The organism is Vibrio sp. J2-4 (assembly GCF_021728155.1).
GTDB lineage: Bacteria > Pseudomonadota > Gammaproteobacteria > Enterobacterales > Vibrionaceae > Vibrio > Vibrio diabolicus.
In genome coordinates, this window is sequence record NZ_JAKKCN010000002.1 from 541,021 (window position 1) to 557,635 (window position 16,615).

General features: G+C 45.5%; 20 protein-coding genes. 11 read left to right on the forward strand and 9 right to left on the reverse strand.

The features are described from left to right. Positions 1 to 7: 7 nt before the first annotated feature. On the reverse strand, positions 8 to 1,459 hold the full coding sequence (locus L3V32_RS07880) for a M48 family metallopeptidase (RefSeq protein ID WP_046875521.1): 1,452 nt from the start codon (positions 1,457 to 1,459) through the stop codon (positions 8 to 10). A 257-nt stretch (positions 1,460 to 1,716) separates the two neighbouring features. On the opposite strand from L3V32_RS07880, the gene L3V32_RS07885 reads away from it, so the two are divergent. Further along, complete coding sequence (locus tag L3V32_RS07885; RefSeq protein ID WP_046875522.1) at positions 1,717 to 1,953, forward strand: sulfurtransferase TusA family protein; 237 nt, start codon at positions 1,717 to 1,719, stop codon at positions 1,951 to 1,953. A 1-nt stretch (position 1,954) separates the two neighbouring features. Next, on the forward strand, positions 1,955 to 3,028 hold the full coding sequence (locus L3V32_RS07890) for an AI-2E family transporter (protein WP_006741685.1): 1,074 nt from the start codon (positions 1,955 to 1,957) through the stop codon (positions 3,026 to 3,028). A 76-nt stretch (positions 3,029 to 3,104) separates the two neighbouring features. On the opposite strand, the gene bcp is transcribed toward L3V32_RS07890, so the two are convergent. After that, the gene (bcp, locus tag L3V32_RS07895; RefSeq protein WP_005380418.1) at positions 3,105 to 3,575 is read right to left on the reverse strand and encodes a thioredoxin-dependent thiol peroxidase; all 471 of its coding nucleotides are present in this window, start codon (positions 3,573 to 3,575) and stop codon (positions 3,105 to 3,107) included. A 16-nt stretch (positions 3,576 to 3,591) separates the two neighbouring features. After that, positions 3,592 to 4,134, reverse strand: coding sequence for a glycine cleavage system protein R (locus L3V32_RS07900; protein WP_012841515.1), 543 nt, complete (start codon positions 4,132 to 4,134; stop codon positions 3,592 to 3,594). A 477-nt stretch (positions 4,135 to 4,611) separates the two neighbouring features. Here L3V32_RS07900 and dapA point away from each other — a divergent pair, with 477 nt between their 5' ends. Beyond that, positions 4,612 to 5,490, forward strand: a complete 879-nt coding sequence (gene dapA / locus L3V32_RS07905) for a 4-hydroxy-tetrahydrodipicolinate synthase (RefSeq protein WP_012841516.1) — start codon at positions 4,612 to 4,614, stop codon at positions 5,488 to 5,490. 80 nt (positions 5,491 to 5,570) lie between these two features. Then, on the forward strand, positions 5,571 to 6,590 hold the full coding sequence (bamC, locus tag L3V32_RS07910) for an outer membrane protein assembly factor BamC (protein ID WP_237284081.1): 1,020 nt from the start codon (positions 5,571 to 5,573) through the stop codon (positions 6,588 to 6,590). 106 nt (positions 6,591 to 6,696) lie between these two features. On the opposite strand, the gene L3V32_RS07915 is transcribed toward bamC, so the two are convergent. Genes L3V32_RS07915 through L3V32_RS07930 form a run of 4 tightly spaced genes read right to left on the reverse strand, consistent with a single transcriptional unit; the run spans position 6,697 to position 9,115 of the window. Next, positions 6,697 to 6,900 (reverse strand): DUF2897 family protein, encoded by a 204-nt coding sequence (locus L3V32_RS07915; protein WP_012841517.1) that lies wholly within the window; start codon positions 6,898 to 6,900, stop codon positions 6,697 to 6,699. Next, positions 6,897 to 7,595, reverse strand: coding sequence for a M15 family metallopeptidase (locus tag L3V32_RS07920; protein WP_237284082.1), 699 nt, complete (start codon positions 7,593 to 7,595; stop codon positions 6,897 to 6,899). The genes L3V32_RS07915 and L3V32_RS07920 overlap by 4 nt, the downstream gene beginning before the upstream one ends. A 14-nt stretch (positions 7,596 to 7,609) precedes the next feature. Further along, the gene (dapE, locus tag L3V32_RS07925) at positions 7,610 to 8,746 is read right to left on the reverse strand and encodes a succinyl-diaminopimelate desuccinylase (RefSeq protein ID WP_237284083.1); all 1,137 of its coding nucleotides are present in this window, start codon (positions 8,744 to 8,746) and stop codon (positions 7,610 to 7,612) included. Between the two features lie 18 nt (positions 8,747 to 8,764). After that, the gene (locus tag L3V32_RS07930) at positions 8,765 to 9,115 is read right to left on the reverse strand and encodes an ArsC family reductase (protein WP_005380431.1); all 351 of its coding nucleotides are present in this window, start codon (positions 9,113 to 9,115) and stop codon (positions 8,765 to 8,767) included. Positions 9,116 to 9,406: 291 nt separating this feature from the next. Between L3V32_RS07930 and L3V32_RS07935 the strand changes: the two genes are divergently transcribed. Then, the gene (locus L3V32_RS07935; RefSeq protein ID WP_005380433.1) at positions 9,407 to 9,694 is read left to right on the forward strand and encodes a helix-turn-helix domain-containing protein; all 288 of its coding nucleotides are present in this window, start codon (positions 9,407 to 9,409) and stop codon (positions 9,692 to 9,694) included. Positions 9,695 to 9,728: 34 nt separating this feature from the next. Here the strand turns inward: L3V32_RS07935 and L3V32_RS07940 are convergent, their stop codons facing one another. Together L3V32_RS07940 and L3V32_RS07945 are read right to left on the reverse strand one after the other, a co-directional pair. After that, positions 9,729 to 10,061, reverse strand: coding sequence for a DUF4156 domain-containing protein (locus L3V32_RS07940; RefSeq protein WP_237284084.1), 333 nt, complete (start codon positions 10,059 to 10,061; stop codon positions 9,729 to 9,731). Positions 10,062 to 10,064: 3 nt separating this feature from the next. Continuing rightward, the gene (locus L3V32_RS07945; RefSeq protein WP_134647219.1) at positions 10,065 to 10,418 is read right to left on the reverse strand and encodes a DUF2956 domain-containing protein; all 354 of its coding nucleotides are present in this window, start codon (positions 10,416 to 10,418) and stop codon (positions 10,065 to 10,067) included. A gap of 143 nt (positions 10,419 to 10,561) precedes the next feature. Here L3V32_RS07945 and L3V32_RS07950 point away from each other — a divergent pair, with 143 nt between their 5' ends. The 6 genes from L3V32_RS07950 to flaG all read left to right on the forward strand — a co-directional run bounded on the left by L3V32_RS07950 (position 10,562) and on the right by flaG (position 16,615). Continuing rightward, a complete protein-coding gene (locus L3V32_RS07950; protein ID WP_012841521.1) occupies positions 10,562 to 11,047 on the forward strand; it encodes a DUF2919 domain-containing protein in 486 nt (161 codons plus the stop codon). Positions 11,048 to 11,092: 45 nt separating this feature from the next. Then, on the forward strand, positions 11,093 to 11,995 hold the full coding sequence (locus tag L3V32_RS07955) for a Dyp-type peroxidase (protein ID WP_139060391.1): 903 nt from the start codon (positions 11,093 to 11,095) through the stop codon (positions 11,993 to 11,995). Between the two features lie 143 nt (positions 11,996 to 12,138). Continuing rightward, positions 12,139 to 13,272, forward strand: coding sequence for a flagellin (locus tag L3V32_RS07960; RefSeq protein WP_237284085.1), 1,134 nt, complete (start codon positions 12,139 to 12,141; stop codon positions 13,270 to 13,272). Positions 13,273 to 13,535: 263 nt separating this feature from the next. Then, positions 13,536 to 14,669 carry a flagellin gene (locus L3V32_RS07965; RefSeq protein ID WP_005393103.1) on the forward strand — a complete coding sequence of 378 codons (1,134 nt, stop codon included), beginning with the start codon at positions 13,536 to 13,538 and terminating at the stop codon, positions 14,667 to 14,669. 288 nt (positions 14,670 to 14,957) lie between these two features. Then, the gene (locus tag L3V32_RS07970; protein WP_006741693.1) at positions 14,958 to 16,088 is read left to right on the forward strand and encodes a flagellin; all 1,131 of its coding nucleotides are present in this window, start codon (positions 14,958 to 14,960) and stop codon (positions 16,086 to 16,088) included. Positions 16,089 to 16,180: 92 nt separating this feature from the next. Beyond that, positions 16,181 to 16,615 (forward strand): flagellar protein FlaG, encoded by a 435-nt coding sequence (gene flaG, locus L3V32_RS07975; protein WP_047008849.1) that lies wholly within the window; start codon positions 16,181 to 16,183, stop codon positions 16,613 to 16,615.

Genomic DNA, 16,615 nt, shown 5'->3' on the forward strand with positions numbered 1-16,615 from the left:
CATTTCGTTATTGTAATGCCATGAATCGATCTCTTTGGATCATGAGTTGGTCAATACGGGCATCGTATCGAGCTTGCTCTAAGCTGCCCAACTTGGCCATTTTACTTGCTTCACTATAATATTGAATCGCTTTATTCCAGTTTGCTCGCAACGCCAAAATTTCCGCTCGCGCAGCCAACTCTTCATCACTACGTCCTAGCGCGTGGTAGCTCTTCGATATTAGGTGCCAGCCATTTGTATCTTCAGGATAATCATGAGTGTATCTTTGAAGGACTCGCGTGGCTTGATCGTTTTTATTGTCCTCAAGTAGCGCGTTGGCATAGTTAATGGTCAATACTTTATTTTGAGGGTTCCGAGATAACGCCTTACGGAGCATATCGGTTGCTTTTTCTGGCTGCTTCTTCTCGATATATAAATCCGTCATAGCATCCAGGTAGAACGGGTTACTTGGGTCCTGCTCCAGCAACTTTTTCAAAATAGGTTCCGCTTGAGACAAGCGTTTGCTGTCTAAATGTACGAGTGCTCGCCCATAGTCAAAAGCAGGTGTGATGTCCGCAGAGGCTTTCTTTTGAGTTCGCTCAAACCAGCCCAAAGCAGCTTGTCCATCAATGCCAGCGTAACGAGCCACAATGCGCGCACGCGCTAGGTGATAGTCTATCGAAGGCACAACTCGCATTGGTGGATAGGTCCTTGCTCGTGCACGGCTATCAGTAATTCGATCTTCAGGTAGTGGGTGAGTCAGTAGCATTGGCGGCGGTTTACTCGCATAACGATATTCATCTGCAAGACGGCCAAAAAAACGTGGCATTGCTTGAACATCAAAACCAGCTTTTGCCAGTGTCGAAATACCAAAGCGGTCCGCTTCTTTCTCATTTGCGCGAGTGTAGTTGATTTGGCTTTGCATGTTACCTGCGGTTGCCGCCGTAATTGCAGCCATCCCCGCTTCTGGTGAGGCAATCGAAAGCAGTAATGCGCCAGCGAGTGCAGCTAATGTGGCCGGAGAGCGACGTGCTTGCTCTTCCATGCTGCGCGCAAGGTGGCGTTGTGTGACGTGCGCAATCTCGTGAGCAACAACAGAGGCCAACTCACTTTCTGAACGCGCATGAAGAAACAACCCAGAGTGCAACGCTACGTAACCACCAAAAAACGCGAACGCGTTAATATTGCGGTCGCGAATCATAAAGAAGTGAAACGGCGTTTTCACATCGTTCGCATTGGCTACTAATCTGTGCCCGAGAGCGTCAATATACTCATTGATAACAGGATCATTAACGATAGGTTTACTGGCTCTGAGCATACGCATATAGGCGTCGCCGTAAATCAACTCTTGGTCTATTGAGAGCGTGCCACCAGCAGCCGTGCCAATGTCTGGCAAGTCAATGCTATTGGCATAAGTTGTCGGCGAACTGATTGCAGCTGCAAGACATAAGCAAACTAGCGAGCGAGTGCGTTTTAACATACGTTTAAAAGGTTCTCCAAAATACATAAGCATGTGGTTAGAGGCTGAGAACCTCTCAACAGCGCCACATGCGTTTTGGTTATCCGAGAGGATATAAGCTAGCAATAAGACCGGAAATAAATGAATTGGTTTCGTAAATTATTTTATATCCGAGTCATTTCAGCATGTGGTTAAATCATGTCAGAAGTGCTAGCACCAGCTCAAAAAGCCGTTACAATACAACCCTATCATAAGTGCAGAGCAATACAATGGAATCCATGTTACTTGATTTGCGTGAACAACGTTGCCCTATGGCACTGTTACTTGCAAAGCGTCACGCTGCTGAAGTCTTTCAAGGAGAAACGCAGCAGTATCATCAACTTGTTATTCAAGTGGTGGATAACAGCTCTAAACGAGACATTGTGAACTATCTCAGTGCCCAAGGGTACTCAGTTGATTGCCAATCTACATCAGAGCACTACACATTGACTGTATTCAATAAGGAATCCGCATAAGATGTTTGAAATGGTTAGTCGTTGGTATAAACGACGTTTCTCAGACCCTCATGCAGTAAGTCTCGTCGCGATCTTGCTGTTTGGTTTTATCACCATTTACTTCTTTGGGCATTTGATTGCGCCATTGCTTGTCGCGATCGTTTTGGCTTATTTACTTGAATGGCCAGTCGTAAAAATGTGTCGCATGGGCGTGCCGCGCACTTTGTCGGTCATCATCGTGATCTTAATGTTCGTCGGATTGATGTTGATCGCTTTGTTTGGTTTGGTTCCGACGATTTGGACTCAGGTCGGTAATCTAATTAACGATATTCCAAACATGTACAACGGGTTACAAAAGTTTATTGTCACGCTACCAGAACGTCATCCTGAGTTAGCAAACTTAGAAATTGTAGAAACCGTGGTGACAAATGCCAAAAACCAAGCGTTGGGACTTGGTGAGAGTGTAGTAAAAGGCTCACTTGCGTCATTAGTCAGTATTGCGACGCTAGCGGTATACCTGATTTTAGTGCCACTACTTATCTTCTTCTTACTGAAAGACAAAGAAGAGATGCTAAGAATCGCGAGTGGTGTTTTGCCGAAAAACCGTAAACTCGCGAATAAAGTTTGGCATGAAATGAACGAGCAGATCTCTAATTACATTCGCGGTAAAGTGCTCGAGATTTTAATCGTGGGTGGCGTGAGCTACGTAACTTTTGCCATTTTAGATCTTCGCTATTCGGCGCTGCTTGCCGTAGCAGTCGGTCTATCGGTGTTAATTCCTTATATCGGCGCGGCAGCTGTAACTGTGCCTGTCGCCATCGTTGGTCTGTTCCAATGGGGTCTTGCGCCTCCGTTTTATTGGTTGCTGCTTGCTTACGGTATTATCCAAGCGCTGGATGGTAATGTGTTGGTTCCTGTTCTGTTTTCTGAGGCGGTAAATCTACACCCAGTTGCCATCATTGTGGCAGTGTTAGTCTTCGGTGGCTTGTGGGGTTTTTGGGGCGTATTCTTCGCCATTCCGTTGGCGACACTAGTTAAAGCCGTATGGCATGCCTTACCGAGTACGGAAGAAAACGAACCAGTCGAACAAGAGTAGGCGTTACCAAAGTACGATGCTCAAAAGAAAGCCCAGCAGTTTGCTGGGCTTTTTGTTATTTGAGAACGGATCGCGCTTATGCGTTTTCGTTCAGGTAATTTAATACCACTTCGTGGTGATCTTTGGTTTTGAACTTGTTGAACACGTGTTCAATCACGCCTTCTTCATTGATCAGGAAGCTAATGCGGTGAAGACCATCGTATACTTTACCCATGAATTTCTTTTCGCCCCAAACGCCAAATTGGTCTGCAACGGCATGATCTTCGTCTGAAAGCAGGGTGAAGTTTAAATCATCACGCTCGATGAATTTGCCTAGGCGTTTTACAGGGTCGATGCTTACGCCAAGTACAACCACGTTGTGCGCATCTAATTCAGCTTTGATGTCACGCAGACCTTTTGCTTGTGTAGTACAACCCGGCGTCATCGCCTTAGGGTAAAAGTAGAAAAGTACTTTCTTGCCTTTAAAGTCTTCGAGAGAAACGGTATTTCCGTCTTGGTCGAGCAAAGAGAAGGCTGGCGCTGGCGAGCCTGCTGTCAGCGTATTCATGGTGATTTCCTTTACTTTATAGTGTGTTTTTAATGAAATTCAGAGAACCTTGTACGTTGAGCGACTGACAAAGTTCATCGAAATCTTCTTGTAATTGCATTAAGTTACAATCCGCACTTACTGATGCGGTAATCGCAATGTGGAATTGGTCGGCATCAAGTTGAATTTTTGACTTACTGATAGTTTGGGCGCTAAGAGAGTCCAAACCAATCTGTTGATCCGCGAAGAACTTAGTAAACTTTTCAGTCAGACCTGGGCGGTCTTCAGACTCAATAAACACTTCCATTGTGTAGCTGTTGTCGAGCAATTCGTGCGCCGACGTACGCTTCATAATCGTAATCAGGTCATGCTCTTGGCCAAGCAGGGGTAATTGTGTTTCAACTCGAGTCACGCTGCTGGCGTTCCCAGTTAGGAGCATGATCAGGGTAAATTCACTTCCAAAGATAGCGATACGGCTATCGACTATGTTACAACCGGCTTGAGTAACGAGGTGTACGACTTGGTTACAAATGCCTGGACGGTCCGTTCCAACTGCTGTAAGTACCAGATGTTGCTTCATAAATGAGCTTCTTGTCCTTTCTTCAATAGAGAGATGTTAGCACAGATATTGCGGAGAAATATCGAGTCAGTTCTTTTTTTAGTTTACAAAAAAGCAGGTTGGCTCTTGAGGTGAACGATTGGAGGCAAGCAGTAAACGAGGGAGTTGGGGGAATAAAACGTTTGCATGATGTGCTTGCGTGTTGTTTGGTCTTTTTATTCACTCAGGTCTGACTTGGTGAGCACGACCAAAGAGTATATTTTCCTGGCTTGTGCACTTCAGTATTTTCCAAATCACTGATAGATTCTAAAGTCACTCGAAAGCCCAACACGATTATCAATATTGCCGCTAATCAAACCAAATAGAGCAATTAAGTTGCTAGACCTCTAACAACTGATAATTATTCATTCATTTGTACTTTGTAAGCGAGTTTACGCTCTTGTGTTTTTCAATCGCATTACAGTACCATGCAGAAAGAGTTAAATGAGGGAGATAAACATGTTTTCAGGAAGTATCGTAGCGCTGATTACGCCATTCAAAGCAGATGGCGAAGTAGACTTTGACAGTCTGCAAAAGCTAGTAGAGTACCACGTTGAAGCGGGTACAGACGGTATTGTGGCAGTAGGCACAACAGGTGAGTCAGCGACACTGACCATTGAAGAGCATGTAAAGGTCGTTAATAAAACTGTTGAGTTTGCCGACGGTCGCATCCCTGTGATTGCTGGCACGGGTGCAAATGCAACCCACGAGGCAGTAACATTTAGCAAATTACTGGCTGATTCTGGTATTGCTGGCTTCCTGAGTGTGACACCGTATTACAACAAACCAACTCAAGAAGGTTTGTTCTTGCACTACAAGGCAATTGCTGAAGCGAGTGATGTGCCTCTAATTTTATACAACGTACCAGGCCGTACTGCTGTTGATATGCAGCCAGAAACAGTGGCACGCTTGTCAAAGCTTGATAATATCGTGGCTTTAAAAGATGCAACGGGCGATTTGGACCGAATTGCAATTCATCGTGAACTTTGTGGCGAAGATTTTATCTTACTAAGTGGCGATGATGCGACGGGGCTCGATTTTGTGAAACTTGGCGGCAATGGTGTTATCTCGGTAACGAACAATATTGCAGCTAAAGACATGGCAGACATGTTCCATTTGGCAAGTGAAGGTAAGTACGAAGAAGCAGAAGCGATTAACCAACGCTTGATGACTCTACACAAAAACCTTTTCATTGAAGCAAGCCCTATCCCAGTAAAATGGGCAGCGCAAAAGCTTGGTTTAATTGAAGAAGGTGGTTTGCGTCTTCCTTTAACCACACTTTCTGAAAAATCGCAGCCGATCGTTGAACAGGCGTTAACCGACGCCGGTATTTATTAAAATTGAGCTATTAAGATTGAGTTACTAGGATTGAAGTTCATACTGGGGGCCAAAGCGCCCTCGGTGTTTTAGGAGTATAGATGAAGCTTTCAAGCCAGTTAGTGTTAAGTTCATTAGCTGTATTCGTATTGACTGCCTGTTCAGGTGGTGCCAATCAACGTCGTCAAGCAAAAGATGACTTCGAGTATTTGAACTCCCCCAATTTGGGTGAGTGGAATGTCCCACAAGGCGCACAGCCACAGTTTTATCCGAACTATGAGATCCCTCAGGGTAACTATGCTGGTGGTGTAGGTAAAGATGTCGACATTCGTCCACCTCAACAAGTCCTAGAGCTTATTCCTGGTGCACGTCTGGACCGCAGTAGTGATGGTGAAGTGACACTTTGGCTACTTCGTAAAGATGAACTAGATAAAGTTTGGCAAACGGTACAAAACATGGTCGCGGCCAACGAGATTCCAGTTGAAAGCCAAACAGATTCTCGCATCGAGACGGGTTGGGTGACGTGGGATTCGCCAGACGAAGAGCTGGAAATTGGTAGCCGATATGAGATCGTACGTGCTGAAGCAAATGGTCGACACGGCTTTAAAGTTAGTCTTATTGACTGGCGTGAAGGCAATCAAGTGAAAGAAGTAACGGCGACCAACCGTGAGCGCTACAATGTGTTCATGACGAACTTGGTAACCGCTCGCTACGATCAAGAAGTACGTGAAGAAGCACAACGTAAAGCGCAAGAGTTGGTTAAACAGATCCCAATTACAATGGGTAAAGACCGTAGTGGGCTTCCTGTGATTGTCGCGCGCGCGCAATACAACATGCTTTGGCAACGTCTGCCTAATATTCTACCTAAGATGGGCTTTAAGATTGAAGAGCGTAGCCAGTCTCAGGGCACAATCACTGCGAAATATGCGTCTCCGGATGATGAATTCTGGAACGATATCGGCGTTAAACCAGTGGAGTTAGACGCTGGTAAGTACACATTCTTACTTGGCGATTTAGGCAACCGTACGTCTATCAATATTACGGATTCCTCTGGTAAGCCAGTAGAAGAAGAGTTTTTGAAATCACTAGCGCCTGTATTGGCTGCGACGGTGAGGCAGTAACCAAAGCGAACTTAACGCGATACGTTTACACAATAATTGAAAAGGGACCCAGTGGTCCCTTTTTTGATGCTTATATTCGGCGTGTCGGGATAAAGTAGGTGTTTAACTAACGAGGCTCGTCTTTGTTGCTCTCCTCGTCAGCGGAGCGCTGTTTATCCAACGTGTTCAGCTTATCTAAATCGTTCTTACGGCTTTTATCCATCTGACCAAACTTCATTTTTGCGGTGTATTTGAGTGCGGCAATGTTACCAATGACCACGCTCAACACTACAATGATAATGACCCAAGGATTGGTGAGTATTTCTATCATAGAGCCTCCGGCGGCGTGATATTGTGAATAAATTTGGCAACGACGTTATCTAAATTATTCAGTATGACGTCAATCCCTGCAATGTTGTCGGTCTGATTCTGCTGAATCAACTGGCTTCTGAGTACATCAGGCGTCAATTGCGCGAGGCACTGTTGCCCGACAGTGCGGTGGCTGATGTGCCAAGGCTCAATCGAAACGCCACCTAAATCTTGCTGATAAGGGAAGAAGAAGCCGAATCGACCAAGGTTGGCTTTTAACCATTGGTAGAACGCTTGCTGGTGGCCTTCAAGGTACTCCCAAGGCTCCAGCTTGAGTTTGGTGTCAGTAGGCAATAAATTGCGCGCATAGACATCAAAATCGCAACCCCAATGATGACGACTTCCTCCAGGCAGTGCCGACCAGCGCAAAATGGCCATCAACTTCTCTTCGTCATTTAACTCTGCTTTGTTTAAAGGGCGGGAGTTGACGTCGAGAATTGGCAACTCACCAGAAAACTTCCCGTTCCAGATCGCTTTTTGGCGGTTGAAGTCACGAAAACCACTGGCGATTTCCATTTTAAAACCTGCTTCTGTTGCCGCTTCAATCATCTTTAGCAGATCGTCAGCTACTTCAGGGTGGAGTAGAAACGCTTTTTGACCCACTAAAGTGGATTGCAGATGAGAATCTGTGGTGCCGGTGAGTTGCTCTGGTGTCATGGTGTTCTCGCTGATTACTTCACTAACAGGTGTTTCAACGTGTTCTCGTACATGTCAGTCAACTTTTCTAGATCGTCCACTTTCACGCATTCGTTCACTTTATGAATCGTAGCATTAACAGGGCCTAACTCTACGACTTGACCACCCATTCGAGCGATAAAGCGACCATCAGACGTACCGCCAGTTGTAAGTAGGGCTGGCTTCGTATCATTCACGTCGGCAACAGCAGCAACAACCGCATCTAGCAGCGCGCCTGTATCGGTCAGGAATGGGTCGCCGTTGAATGTCCATTTTAGATCGTAGTCCAGCTCATGCTTGTCCAATGTTTCGGTAACACGCTGAACAATTGCGTCATTGTTAAGCTCAGTACTAAAACGTAGGTTGAACTGAACATGGAACTCGCCAGGAATGACGTTAGACGCACCAGTGCCAGCCGATACGTTCGGGATCTGGAAGCTGGTTGGTGGGAAATAATCATTTCCTTTGTCCCACTCGGTTGTTGCGAGTTCATAAATCGCGAGTAGAGACTCGTGCACAGGGTTATTGGCTAGGTGAGGATAGGCCACGTGGCCTTGTGTTCCTTTTACCGTCAAATCGCCAGTGATAGAGCCGCGACGTCCATTTTTCACCACATCGCCAACCACTTCGGTGCTGGATGGTTCACCGACGATACACATGTCGATATTTTCGCCACGTGCCATCAACGTTTCTACAACACGAACGGTACCATTGATAAATGGTCCTTCTTCATCCGACGTAATTAGAAAGCCGATTGAGCCTTTGTGGTCTGGGTTCTCTGCAATGAAGCGTTCGACAGCAACAACCATAGCAGCTAGCGACCCTTTCATGTCCGCTGCACCGCGACCGTGTAGGTAACCATCAACAATAGTTGGTTCAAACGGATGTGTATCCCAGTGCTCCAGTTTGCCAGCAGGTACCACATCGGTGTGGCCAGCAAACGCAAATAGCGGCGCTTCTGAACCACGTCGAGCCCAGAAGTTTGTGGTGTCTTCAAATACCATCACTTCAATTTCAAACCCGAGTGCTTTTAAGCGCTCGATCATCAAATCCTGACAACCTGCGTCTTCCGGCGTTACGGACTGTCTACTGATCAGATCTTTAGCAAGTGCCAATACTGGACTGTCTGTCATCCTTGAGTATTCCTTTATTTAAGAGTTGAAAATGCTAGCGTATTGATCAGCTTTAAAACCGATATGAAGTTGATCATTCACTTTTAAAATTGGGCGTTTAATCATCGCAGGGTTTTCTACCAAAAGAGCGATGGCGTTTTCCTCGTTAAGTGTGTCTTTCTGCTCTTGCGCTAATTGGCGGTAGGTTGTGCCACGTTTGTTGAGCACCTGTTCCCAACCTAAAGCGCGACAAAATTCACTTACCATTTCTGCATCAATGCCTTGCTTGCGGTAGTCATGGAAGTCGTAAGCAATATCCTCGGCTTCTAACCATTTCTTGGCTTTTTTGATCGTATCGCAGTTGGGAATACCAAACATGGTAATCGACATAGTGTTTCCTTTTTCTTTGTTCTATTTTTCACTGGCGCGGTTAAGACGCACTTAAGTGATTTGGGCTGTTAAAGCATCCTATCAAGAAGCAATCAAACTGACAAAATGCGGTGGAAAATATTTTCAGATAGATTGAGATAACTAATGTCACATAACTTATTTACGATGAATGCGCTATAAATCGAATAAAAATTCGTCTAAATCAAATGGAAAAGTCGAGTTATTGATCAAACGCAACACCTCGCTGAGCAAAAACGAAATAATGAATCAGCACAATTTTAGGAGGTGTCAATGGAATTGAGTCCTGTTTTTGCAAGGCGGCTATATTTGGCCTTGTTGGTGGAAAACCTAGAAAGGCCGAATGTGCCAAAGTTGATCGAAAAAACGGGGTGGCCTCGTCGTACAATTCAAGATGTACTCAAGGCGTTACCTGGGATCGGCATTGAACTCATATTCGTTCAAGATGGCCGACGTCATAATGACGGCTATTATCAACTTTCAGATTGGGGGCCTTTTGATAGCCAATGGGTTCTAGAGCGGGAGAGAGATATCGCTAGCAGTCTTGGATTTCGTGCATAAGCCAGCAATTGCTGGCTTTTTTCATATTCAGGCGTCATCCATTGCAGCGGTAAGCGGAGCCCAGCACGCTAAATGAGGTGATAAAATCTTGTGGGGAGACCATAAAAACGGTGTCCGCATCGATAGCCGCTGCATTGTTTTTTAAATCATTCATCGCACCTTGCATCATCGCGTCATTGGTCATGAAAATGTAGTTATACCAATGACCCTCGCTTCCGGTGACTTCGCCTTTGTATTCGCATCGTTCAGGGTTGAACTGAGCGTCAATGCGAATATGAACATCTTGACTTTGAGCATGAGTAAGGTGAGAAGGCATCGTGCAACCAGAGAGAAGTACGACAGAAAGTCCAAGTAACAGGCGTCTCATCAGCTATTTCCCCAATACTATGTAAGCAGCAAAGCCAATCCAGCTCAGAGCGAGCAGTATCCAAGGCAGTTTGCTTGATGCATGGTTTGGCGCATCGTCGGTGATGTTGTCTTGTTCGATAGCTTCTTCATGCTGACGTTGCTTTTCACGTTGCTGTTTTTTCTTCGCTTTATCGGCTTGACGATTGCGCTCTTTTTGCTGCTTCTTATATTGAGCGATGCCTTTTTCGATACCTTGAGCGATCAGCTTGGTTTGCTCTTTGGTTTGCCCCGGCTTCTGTGTGGATTTGGCAATTCTCATCGCTTCGGCTTGAGTTTCTTGAGAAGGCGCTGGGGTAGCTGGAGTTCTTTTTTTCATGTTTCTCATCAACGTCATTGTAAATCTTTGTTTAGTTTACCTGTGTAAGATGATGAAATGAACTTTAGTTCTCATCTTTGCTGGCTTGCAACTCTGAAATGATAGGTTAAAGTGGCGTTTTATCACATTAAGAAGAAGATGTTGTGCGCTACTCGTTTGACCAATATGACGCCCATGGATTTTTAAAAGCGCCGATTATTTTATGGTTTGGATGGATGTTTCTTGTACGTTCATGGGTTGTGTTTGCGATGGCAGGCGTAAGTCGTGATAGTGGCAGTAAGCTACTCGCTATTGTTTATCCAGACTCAAGTACGCTGTATTTGGGTTTGGCTATGGGCATTCCAAGCCTGCTTCTCATGTGGTTGATGGGGCTCCGTCACCCCGATAGAGGATGGGTAAACAGAATTACTCGCTATGGTCGAGAGATCACTTTGATCTTGTGCGGTATCCAACTGGCTCAGACCATGTATCATGTGTATCTGGAACATGGTGTATTCAACTGGGCAAACGCCCTTACCATTACCTTATTAGCTTGGTTTATGATCTATCTTCTAAATGGAAGATGGGTAAAAGACTGTTTTCATGTGCCACAATTGGAGCGCAATGAAGAACAGCCTTCGAAGAATTAAAAACAATAACTTCCCACACCGGGGCAAAGTATAGAGGAAACCTCAATGTCACAAGCTCAAACGGCGATCGTGCCAGAAGCAGGGCCATTTGCACTGTACACTCAACTTAAAGTGAACCAAAACCGTGAAAACGTATTGGATAAGCTGAAAGCACTACCAAAGTTAGTGGAAGAGTTAAATATTACCCAGCCAGGCGCGGCGCTGACCCTTTCTATCGCATTCACAAAATCGTTTTGGCAACACCTCAATGTAGACGCGCCAGAAGAGCTTATTGATTTTACTCAACTTGGCGAAGGAGACATCGTAGCGCCTGCAACGGATGTTGATGTGCTGATTCACTGTCACTCTACTCGTCACGACTTGCACTTTTATGTTCTGCGTAAGTTTCTAGAAGAGACGGCACAAGATGTCACCATTGTGGACGAAACGTATGGGTACCGTTACCTTGATGCTCGTGATATGACAGACTTTATTGATGGGACAGAAAACCCGAAAGGGGAGGCTCGCGCTGATGTGGCTCTAGTAAAAGAGGGCCCATTTGCTGGAGGTAGTTATGTCATGGCTCAACGCTTCGAACATAACCTTGCCGCTTGGAATCGCTTGAATGTCAAAGCGCAAGAAAAAGTGATTGGTCGTACCAAACCAGACTCTATCGAGCTAGAAGACGTTCCTGCTGCATCACACGTTGGTCGCGTTGATATTAAAGAAGAAGGAAAAGGTCTCAAGATTGTTCGTCATAGCTTGCCATACGGGACGGTAACAGGGCCTCATGGCCTGCTGTTTATTTCTTACTGCAATACACTTCATAACATTAAAGTGATGCTAGAAAGTATGTACGGCGTGACAGATGGTAAAACAGACCAAATGCTTCGTTTCACAAAAGCGGTAACTGGTGCGTACTTCTTCGCTCCATCACAAGAAATGCTAGCAGAGCTAGCCATCAAGTAAGTTCTCAGACTTTATTTCTTAAGCCCTCCAATTGGAGGGCTTTTGTTTTCTATTTCTATTCCAATCTCTTTTCAAAAAACACTAAACTTTTCTGTTACTTGGTCGATAAATACTCAAAGCCTTAATTTTAGGACCCTTTATTCGTGGCGATCACCGTTAATACCAATGTTGCAGCACTTGTCGCACAGCGTCATTTGACCAGTGCAACTGACATGCTGAACCAATCCATGGAGCGTTTGTCTTCAGGGAAGCGTATTAACAGCGCAAAGGATGACGCTGCGGGTCTGCAAATCTCCAACCGTCTGCAATCGCAAATGCGTGGTTTGGATGTCGCGGTACGTAACGCGAACGACGGCATTTCTATAATGCAAACCGCCGAAGGGGCGATGAATGAAGTGACTAACATCATGCAACGTATGCGTGATTTGTCGCTTCAATCTGCTAACGGTTCAAACAGCAAAGCGGAGCGCACTGCACTGCAAGAAGAAGTTTCTGCTTTAAATGATGAGTTAAGTCGTATTGCAGAAACGACCTCCTTTGGTGGGCGTAAACTGCTCAATGGCAGCTTTGGTAAGTCGGCATTTCAAATCGGTGCAGCGTCAGGTGAAGCTGTGCAAGTTGAATTAAAGTCGATGCGCAGTGATGGCATTGATATGGGCGGCTTTAGTTACATTGCAAACGGACGTGCAAGCTCTGATTGGAAAGTAAAAGACGGTGCGAATGATCTTAGTATGTCATTTACGAATCGTTTTGGTGAGACGGAAACCATTCAAATTAATGCCAAAGCTGGCGATGATATCGAAGAGCTTGCGACTTATATCAATGGTCAAACTGACAAAGTCACGGCATCGGTGAATGAAGAAGGTCAGTTACAGCTATTTATGGCTGGAGAAGAAACTTCAGGCACTTTATCGTTTTCAGGTGACTTAGCGAGTGAACTGGGGTTACAGCTAAAAGGTTACGATGCGGTTGATAACATCGACATTACGTCTGTCGGTGGTGCGCAACAAGCCGTGGCCGTCCTAGATACTGCGATGAAGTACGTTGATAGCCATCGTGCTGAGTTAGGCGCGTATCAAAACCGCTTTAATCACGCGATCAATAATCTCGATAACATCCACGAAAATTTAGCCGCTTCCAACAGTCGTATCCAAGACACTGACTACGCGAAAGAAACCACGCAAATGGTGAAGCAGCAGATCTTGCAGCAGGTCAGTACTTCTATTCTTGCACAAGCAAAACAAGCGCCCAACCTAGCATTAACCTTACTTGGCTAATGATCGATCTCGCTCGAATTTAACGTAAAACCTGCCTGTATCGACAACTCGAAAAGAAGCTTTAGCGAAAATTTGACGTTTTTTTGCTTTTTTATCTGCTTCATCACGATTCCTTCTCCAAACGAACTTTTTCCAAAAAAATCCAAAAAATTCCCTAAAGAAATCAGTTTGAGCGCCGTTAATAAAAGTAACTTTGAGAGAACTACTTGGTTTTCCGAGACGTCGGAAACCGCTATACCGGAAAATCAATTGGAGAAATCACCATGGCAGTGAATGTAAACACTAACGTATCAGCGATGACCGCTCAGCGTTACCTAAACAACGCAAACTCAGCTCAACAAACTTCTATGGAGCGTTTGTCTTCGGGTTTCAAAATCAACAGCGCAAAAGATGACGCTGCGGGTCTACAAATTTCGAACCGTTTGAACGTACAAAGCCGTGGCCTGGATGTGGCGGTTCGCAACGCGAACGACGGTATCTCAATTGCACAAACCGCTGAAGGTGCAATGAACGAGACCACTAACATTCTTCAACGTATGCGTGATTTGTCTCTGCAATCAGCAAACGGTTCAAACTCGAAATCAGAGCGTGTGGCGATTCAAGAAGAAGTGACCGCGCTAAACGACGAACTAAACCGTATCGCAGAAACCACTTCTTTCGGTGGTAACAAGCTACTAAACGGCACACACGGTGCGAAATCGTTCCAAATCGGTGCGGATAACGGTGAAGCCGTGATGCTTGAGCTAAAAGACATGCGTTCAGACAACAAAATGATGGGCGGTGTGAGCTACCAAGCTGAAAGTGGTAAAGGTAAAGACTGGAATGTTGCTGAAGGTAAGAACGACCTAAAAATCAACCTAACGGACAGCTACGGTCAAGAGCAAGAAATCAACATCAGCGCAAAAGCGGGTGACGATATCGAAGAGCTTGCGACTTACATTAACGGTCAAACTGACCTAGTGAAAGCCTCAGTAGACCAAGACGGTAAACTGCAAATCTTTGCTGGCAACAACAAAGTCGAAGGCGAAGTCGAGTTTTCAGGCGGCCTATCTGGCGAGCTGGGTTTGGGCGAAGGTAAAAAAGTAACGGTAGATACTATCGACGTAACCTCAGTTGGTGGCGCACAGGAATCTGTTGCTATCATCGATGCGGCACTGAAATACGTAGACAGCCACCGCGCAGAGCTGGGTGCATTCCAGAACCGTTTCAACCATGCAATCAGCAACTTGGACAACATCAACGAGAACGTGAACGCGTCGAAGAGCCGTATCAAAGATACTGACTTCGCGAAAGAAACGACTCAAATGACCAAGTCACAAATTCTATCGCAAGCGTCAAGCTCAATCCTTGCGCAAGCGAAACAAGCGCCAAACTCAGCGCTAAGTCTGCTAGGTTAATTTCAAACCTAAGACGAGAACCTCATTGGCTCGTGGTGAGAGATGAGCGAGTAAACCCAGCTTCGGCTGGGTTTTTTTCTGTCTTTTGGAGACTCAGAATTTCTGCGAATCACGACATTAGAGCTTCATCACATTTCAGTAAGCCAAAGAAAATAATCGCAAAAAATTGAAAATTTCTTCTAAAGGATATTCATCGGTCGCCGTTAAAGGGACTGAGAGAAATGAGATGTACCTAAGTGAGGTGAGAGACACGACGGTACATTCACTAAAGCCTTAAGGAGATCAATTATGGCGATTAACGTTAATACTAACGTTTCTGCGATGACTGCACAGCGTTACCTAAACCAGGCAGCTGACGGTCAACAAAAATCAATGGAGCGTTTGTCTTCGGGTTATAAAATCAATAGCGCGAAAGACGATGCTGCAGGTCTACAGATTTCAAACCGCTTGAATGCACAAAGCCGTGGCCTAGACATGGCGGTGAAAAACGCAAACGACGGTATTTCTATTGCACAGGTTGCTGAAGGTGCAATGAATGAATCTACCAACATCCTACAACGTATGCGTGACCTATCGCTTCAATCTGCGAACGGTTCTAACTCAAAAGCAGAACGTGTTGCGATCCAAGAAGAAGTAACAGCGCTAAATGACGAGCTAAACCGTATTGCTGAAACTACCTCTTTCGGTGGTAACAAGTTGCTGAACGGTACATACGGTACGCAATCTTTCCAAATCGGTGCAGATTCAGGTGAAGCAGTGATGCTTTCTATGGGTAGCTTGCGCTCAGACACTTCTGCAATGGGTGGCAAGAGCTACGCAGCAGAAGAGGGTAAAGATGCATCTTGGACTGTTGGTGAGAAAACTGAGTTCAAAATGAGCTACACCAACAAACAAGGTGAAGAGAAAGAGCTATCGATCAGCGCAAAACAAGGCGACGACATTGAGCAGCTAGCAACGTACATTAACGGTCAAAACGATGATGTAAAAGCGTCTGTTGGTGAAGATGGCAAGCTACAAGTATTTGCTTCTTCTCAAAAAGTTCAAGGTGATGTTGAGTTCTCTGGCAACCTAGCGGACGAGATCGGCTTTGGCGGCCCGAAAGACGTAACAGTGAAAGACATCGACGTAACAACAGTAGCAGGCTCTCAAGAAGCCGTGGCTGTTATCGACGGTGCGCTTAAGTCAGTAGACAGCCAACGCGCGTCACTTGGTGCTTTCCAAAACCGCTTCAACCACGCAATCAGCAACCTAGACAACATTAACGAGAACGTTAATGCGTCTAACAGCCGTATTAAAGATACTGATTACGCGAAAGAAACCACTGCGATGACTAAGTCGCAAATTCTTCAGCAAGCAAGTACTTCAATCCTGGCTCAAGCGAAGCAGTCTCCATCTGCAGCGCTAAGCTTGTTGGGCTAAGTGGTTGACCCAGCCTGAGGTAAACACCTTAGTGCTGGGGCACCAAAGCGATAGATTCTATCGTTAGCCCATAAGGTGGAAGGGAGATTGTAATGGATATATCCTCCTACGCATCGAACATCCAGCCTTACGGCACGCCAAGTGGCACAAAGTTTGCAAATAAAAATGGCAATGATATAGGCACGTCTAGCCCAGCAAATTCAAATGGTGAGGTTTCGCCGCAAAAAGCGAAAGACACCGAATACGACTTCTCTGTTCAAGCAGCGATCGAGATGGCAGAAAGCCGTCAAGAGCTGAACAAAGAAGAACGTGAAAAATTGGTCGCGCAAATGAATGAGTTTGTGACATCCATAAACAAAGGAGTCGCGTTTCGAGTGGATGAGGAATCCGGGAGAGATGTGGTGACGATTTACGAAGCCAAAACGGGCGACGTGATTCGTCAAATTCCTGATGAAGAAATGCTAGTGGTATTGCGTCGCCTAGCTGAGCACACAGCCAACAGCGGGTTGTTGACTGAAAAAGTGTAA

Bases quoted from the DNA above. Each gene is read 5' to 3' on its own strand.
- L3V32_RS07885 (WP_046875522.1), top strand. From the start codon at position 1,717: ATGTTACTTGATTTGCGTGAACAACGTTGCCCTATGGCACTGTTACTT.
- L3V32_RS07945 (WP_134647219.1), bottom strand. From the start codon at position 10,418: ATGAAAAAAAGAACTCCAGCTACCCCAGCGCCTTCTCAAGAAACTCAA.
- flaG (WP_047008849.1), top strand. From the start codon at position 16,181: ATGGATATATCCTCCTACGCATCGAACATCCAGCCTTACGGCACGCCA.
- L3V32_RS07900 (WP_012841515.1), bottom strand. From the start codon at position 4,134: ATGAAGCAACATCTGGTACTTACAGCAGTTGGAACGGACCGTCCAGGC.
- L3V32_RS07935 (WP_005380433.1), top strand. From the start codon at position 9,407: ATGGAATTGAGTCCTGTTTTTGCAAGGCGGCTATATTTGGCCTTGTTG.
- bamC (WP_237284081.1), top strand. From the start codon at position 5,571: ATGAAGCTTTCAAGCCAGTTAGTGTTAAGTTCATTAGCTGTATTCGTA.
- bcp (WP_005380418.1), bottom strand. From the start codon at position 3,575: ATGAATACGCTGACAGCAGGCTCGCCAGCGCCAGCCTTCTCTTTGCTC.
- L3V32_RS07955 (WP_139060391.1), top strand. From the start codon at position 11,093: ATGTCACAAGCTCAAACGGCGATCGTGCCAGAAGCAGGGCCATTTGCA.
- L3V32_RS07970 (WP_006741693.1), top strand. From the start codon at position 14,958: ATGGCGATTAACGTTAATACTAACGTTTCTGCGATGACTGCACAGCGT.
- dapE (WP_237284083.1), bottom strand. From the start codon at position 8,746: ATGACAGACAGTCCAGTATTGGCACTTGCTAAAGATCTGATCAGTAGA.
- L3V32_RS07920 (WP_237284082.1), bottom strand. From the start codon at position 7,595: ATGACACCAGAGCAACTCACCGGCACCACAGATTCTCATCTGCAATCC.
- L3V32_RS07915 (WP_012841517.1), bottom strand. From the start codon at position 6,900: ATGATAGAAATACTCACCAATCCTTGGGTCATTATCATTGTAGTGTTG.
- L3V32_RS07965 (WP_005393103.1), top strand. From the start codon at position 13,536: ATGGCAGTGAATGTAAACACTAACGTATCAGCGATGACCGCTCAGCGT.
- L3V32_RS07940 (WP_237284084.1), bottom strand. From the start codon at position 10,061: ATGAGACGCCTGTTACTTGGACTTTCTGTCGTACTTCTCTCTGGTTGC.
- dapA (WP_012841516.1), top strand. From the start codon at position 4,612: ATGTTTTCAGGAAGTATCGTAGCGCTGATTACGCCATTCAAAGCAGAT.
- L3V32_RS07880 (WP_046875521.1), bottom strand. From the start codon at position 1,459: ATGTTAAAACGCACTCGCTCGCTAGTTTGCTTATGTCTTGCAGCTGCA.
- L3V32_RS07890 (WP_006741685.1), top strand. From the start codon at position 1,955: ATGTTTGAAATGGTTAGTCGTTGGTATAAACGACGTTTCTCAGACCCT.
- L3V32_RS07930 (WP_005380431.1), bottom strand. From the start codon at position 9,115: ATGTCGATTACCATGTTTGGTATTCCCAACTGCGATACGATCAAAAAA.